5 protein-coding genes are annotated in these 4437 nt (G+C 72.1%); 4 read left to right on the top strand and 1 reads right to left on the bottom strand.

Going from position 1 to position 4437, the window contains the following annotated elements; all coding sequences use genetic code 11:
* The 4 genes from TW83_RS14880 to TW83_RS14865 form a co-directional block, all read left to right on the top strand.
* On the top strand, window positions 1–680 hold a 680-nt coding region (locus TW83_RS14880; protein WP_045983560.1), incomplete at its 5' end, for an ABC transporter substrate-binding protein.
* Complete coding sequence (locus TW83_RS14875; RefSeq protein ID WP_045983559.1) at window positions 680–1648, top strand: iron chelate uptake ABC transporter family permease subunit; 969 nt, start codon at window positions 680–682, stop codon at window positions 1646–1648. The genes TW83_RS14880 and TW83_RS14875, both read left to right, overlap by 1 nt.
* A complete protein-coding gene (locus tag TW83_RS14870; RefSeq protein ID WP_045983558.1) occupies window positions 1641–2597 on the top strand; it encodes an iron chelate uptake ABC transporter family permease subunit in 957 nt (318 codons plus the stop codon). The genes TW83_RS14875 and TW83_RS14870 overlap by 8 nt, the downstream gene beginning before the upstream one ends.
* Window positions 2594–3352 (top strand): ATP-binding cassette domain-containing protein, encoded by a 759-nt coding sequence (locus TW83_RS14865; protein ID WP_045983557.1) that lies wholly within the window; start codon window positions 2594–2596, stop codon window positions 3350–3352. The genes TW83_RS14870 and TW83_RS14865 overlap by 4 nt, the downstream gene beginning before the upstream one ends.
* Before the next feature lie 170 nt (window positions 3353–3522).
* On the opposite strand, the gene TW83_RS14860 is transcribed toward TW83_RS14865, so the two are convergent.
* Window positions 3523–4437: energy transducer TonB (locus TW83_RS14860; RefSeq protein WP_204245776.1), on the bottom strand; the 915-nt coding region annotated here is incomplete at its 5' end.

The raw sequence follows: 4437 nt of genomic DNA, 5'->3' as shown, positions 1-4437 counted from the left end.
GCGATGCGGCGGCGGGCGCCACCCCCGTCGGCACCCTGTTCGAACCCGATCTGGAGGCGCTGGCGGGGCTGGCGCCCGACCTGGTCATCGTCGGCGGCCGCTCCTCGACCCAGCTGGCGGCGGTGTCGCAGGTGGCACCGGCCATCGACATGACCTTCGGCCCGGATCTTCTGGCCGATGCCCGCGCCCGGATCGACGCCTATGGCGCGCTGTTCGCCAAGACCGCCCAGGCCGAGGAAATGACCGCCACCCTGGACGCCAGGCTGGCCGACCTGCGTGCCGCCGCCGATGGCCAGGGCACCGCGCTGATCGTGATGACCAACGGCCCCAAGATGTCCGCCTATGGCGCCGGATCGCGCTTCGGCTGGATCTTCCAGGCGACCGGGCTGAAGGAGGCCGTGCCGGGGCTGGACGAGGCCACCCACGGCCAGGCGATCAGCCATGAGTTCATCGCCCAGGCCGATCCGGACTGGCTGCTGGTCGTCGACCGCGGCGCCGCCATCGGCGAGGACGGCCAGGGCGCGATGGAGACGCTGCGCTCGGACCTGGTGGCGGGCACGACCGCCTGGCAGCAGGATCACGTGATCCAGCTGGACCCGGCGGCGACCTATATCTCGGCCGGCGGCTACGGCTCGACCATGGCGGTGCTGGACCAGCTGACGCAGGCCTTCGCGGACTGATGCGCCCCCTGCCCGCCCTGGCATCGGCGCTGGTCGCGCTGATGCTGGCCAGCATGACGGTCGGCGCCGCCGACATCCGCGTGACGGACGCCTTCCGCGATCCGCAGGCCATGCTGGTCCTGCTGGAATCGCGGCTTCCGCGCACGCTGTCGGTGGTGCTGACCGGGGCCGCGCTGTCGGTGGCGGGGGTGCTGATCCAGGCGCTGGTCAGGAACCGCTTTGTCGGCCCCGACACGTCGGGCACGGCCGAGGGCGCGGCGCTTGGCCTTCTGGCCATCACCATCCTCTGGCCCGCCAGTCCCCTGTGGCTGCGCATGATCGCGGCCAGCCTGTCGGCCATGGTCACGACCGCGCTGTTTCTGGCCGTCATCCGCCGCCTGCCCGTGCGCGAGGTGATGCTGGTCCCCATCGCGGGGCTGGTCCTGTCGGGGGTGCTGGGCTCGGTCGTGACCTTCGTGGGCTGGCAGAGCGACCTGATGCAATATGTCGGCACCTGGCTGTTCAGCGGCGAATTCTCGGGCGTGATCTCTGGGCGCTATGAGCTGCTGTGGATCGCGGGCGCGGCGGCGGGGCTGGCCTGGTTCTCGGCCGACCGTTTCGCGATCCTGGGCCTGGGCGATCAGGTGGCGACGGGGCTGGGCCTGTCGACGGCGGCGGTGATGCGACTTGGGCTGGCGGTGGTGTCGGTGGTGACCGCGATGGTGGTGACGACGGTGGGGATGATCCCCTTCGTGGGGCTGGTCGTGCCGAACCTGGTGGCGCGGATCATGGGCGACAACCTGCGCGCATCCCTGCCCGTGGTGGCGCTGGCCGGGGCGGTGCTGGTGCTGGGCTGCGATCTGGCGGGGCGTCTGGTCATCCACCCCTATGAGGTCCCCGCAGGCACCATCCTGGGCGTGCTGGGCGCGGTCCTGTTCCTGTGGCTGCTGCATCGCCGGCCCCCTCGGTCGAAGCCCGCCCATGGATAGGCGGGCGCGGATCATGGTGGGCGGGATGGCGCTGCTGCTGGCGGCGCTGTCGGCGCTGTGGATGCTGCAGGGCATCGGCGGCGGCAACCGCGCCTTTATCCTGGGCCTGCGCGGGACCAAGCTGGCGGCGCTGATCACCGTGGCCACCGCTATCGGCGTCGCCACGATCCTGTTCCAGACCGTCGCCGCGAACCGGGTGCTGACACCGTCGATCATGGGCTTCGACGCGCTGTACGTGCTGCTGCAGACGGGCTTTGTGATGGCCTTGGGCAGCACGGGCCTGACCGCCCTGCCCGCGGGCCCGAAATTCCTGGCCGAGATCGCGGTGATGACCGCCCTGGCCGCCCTGCTGTTCGGCACGCTGCTGCTGCGCGGCGCGCGGGACCTGCCACGAATGATCCTGACCGGGGTGATCCTGGGCGTGCTGTTCCGTTCGCTGTCGGGATTTCTGGGCCGCATCCTGGACCCCAACGAGTTCGCCGTGGTGCAGTCGGTCAGCTTTGCCAGCTTCAACCGGGTCGATGCCACGCTGCTGCCTTGGGCGGCGGCGATCACCGCGGCGGCGGTGCTGGTCGCGTGGCGGCTGTCGGCGCGGCTGGACGTGCTGGCGCTTGGGCGCGATCCGGCGGTGTCCTTGGGGCTGGCGCATCGCGGCATGGTGCTGGGCGTGCTGGGGCTGGTGGCGGTGCTGGTGTCGGTCTCGACCGCGCTGGTCGGGCCGGTGGCCTTCTTCGGGCTGATCGTGGCGGGGCTGGCGCATGGACTGATGCGGACCGCGCGCCACGCGGCGCTGCTGCCCGCAGCGGCGCTGTCGGCGGCGATCCTGCTGGTGGGGGGACAGTGGCTGTTCGAACGCCAGCTGGGCCAGGCCGCCACCCTGTCGGTCATCGTGGAATTCGCGGGCGGCCTGTTCTTCCTCTATCTGCTGCTGAAGGGACGCATCCGATGATCCAGATCGAAGGGGTCTGCCACGCGATCGCCGGCACGCCGATCCTGCACGACATCACGACGACCCTGCCCAAGGGTCGGCTGACGGCGCTGATCGGCCCGAACGGGGCGGGCAAGTCGACGCTTCTGCGCCTGATCGGGCGGCTGGAGCCGCTGCAGCACGGCCGGGTCACCGTGGCCGGCCACGACGTGACCATGACACCGACCGACCGGCTGGCGCAGGTCATGGCGATCCTGGGCCAGCAGACCGCCATCGCCAGCCGCCTGCGCCTGTCCGAGCTGGTGGCCTTCGGCCGCTGGCCGCATCACAAGGGCCGACCGGGTCCGCAGGATCACGCGCTGGTCTGGCTGGCGCTGAAGACCTTTGCTCTGGCCGATCTGGCCGACCGGTTCCTGGACGAGGTGTCGGGCGGGCAGGCGCAGCGCGCGCATATCGCGATGGCCTGGGCGCAGGACACGGACTGGCTGCTGCTGGACGAGCCGCTGAACAACCTGGACATGGCCCATGCCCGCGCCCTGATGGGCCGGCTGCGCGGGCTGGTCGATCAGGGCGGGCGCAGCGTGGCGATGGTGGTGCACGAGATCAACTATGCCGCGGCCTGGGCCGATCACGTGATCGCCATGAAGCACGGCCGCGTGGCCGCCGAAGGCACCCCGGCCGAGGTGCTGACCGAGGCGGTGCTGTCGGACCTCTACGACGCGCCGATCCGCGTCGGCGCGCATCAGGGCCGCCCGCTGGTCCTGCACCACGTCTGACGCGCCGCTGCCGGGCCTGCGGCCCGGCGGAGCCCCGGGGGGCTGCACCCCCCGGACCCCCCGCGCCGGCCACGAATCGCACGGGACGATCCTCACGGCACCGTACCGCGGGGGCGCAGCCCCCGGCGCAAGACGCCCCTTCGATGGGGGCGGCTTGCGCGACCCTGCGGTCAGCGGACGTCCAGACGGATCGGCAGCGTGAACGAATAGATCGGATCGGTCAGCGCTGCAGGGGCTGCGGGACAGCGGCCTGCGCGCTGTGCGGCGGTCAGCGCCGCCTGGTCCACATTCGGGCTTCCCGACGATCCGGCGATGCCAACACCCTGGATGGCACCACTGCGCGAGACCGTCAGCGCCAGATTGACCCGCCCCCCCTGACGAACGTTCCGGGGCAGAGATGCGCGCCGCTGGATGCAGGCCCCGACCTGCGCGCCCCAAAGCGATGCGGCATCGGCCGCAGCCTGCCGTGAGGCACCGCCGCCCTGAGCATTGCCGGCCGGGCGACTGGTCTCGGCCTGACCGCGCTGCCCGGCGGCCTGTGCCGCCTGCCGGCGTTGCGGTTCGGGCTGACGCTCTGCCGCCGGTTCCGGGTCGCGGCGCGGTTCGGGTTCGGGTTGCGGCTCGGGACGCCGCTGCGGGCGGGTCGAGCTGTCCAAAGCCAGCGCCGTCCGGACCGGAATGTCGGGGGGCGCGAACTGCTGGAAATCGGGCAGGTTCAGCATCGCCGGGTCGATGGGTTCGACCACTTGATCGGGTTCGGGCTCGGCCTGGGGTTCGGGCTGCGGCTCCTCAGGCAAAGGCTCCTCCTCGGCCTCGATTTCGGGACGGGCGTCCAAGCCGGCGGCAGCCTCCGCGCCCTGGGGCATGTCGGCGGCAGGCGGCATCGCGGGGGCAAGGTCGACGAAGACCGCATCGGGCAGGCCCGGCGGGGCGCCCGCATCCGCGCGCCCCATGATCCAGATCCCCGCCCCTACATGCGCCGCCAGCACCAGGACCGAGGCACCCGCCCACAGCCCCCCTTCGCCCAGCATGCGCAGGGCGCGACCGCTCATGGCGCGGCACCCGCGGCAGGCACGGCAGGCACG

Origin of the sequence: Paracoccus sp. S4493, from assembly GCF_000967735.1 — a bacterium.
GTDB classification, from domain to species: Bacteria; Pseudomonadota; Alphaproteobacteria; order Rhodobacterales; family Rhodobacteraceae; genus Paracoccus; species Paracoccus marcusii.
Note: the sequence above shows the minus strand (reverse complement) of the source record. Positions and strands in the feature narration are given on the sequence as shown.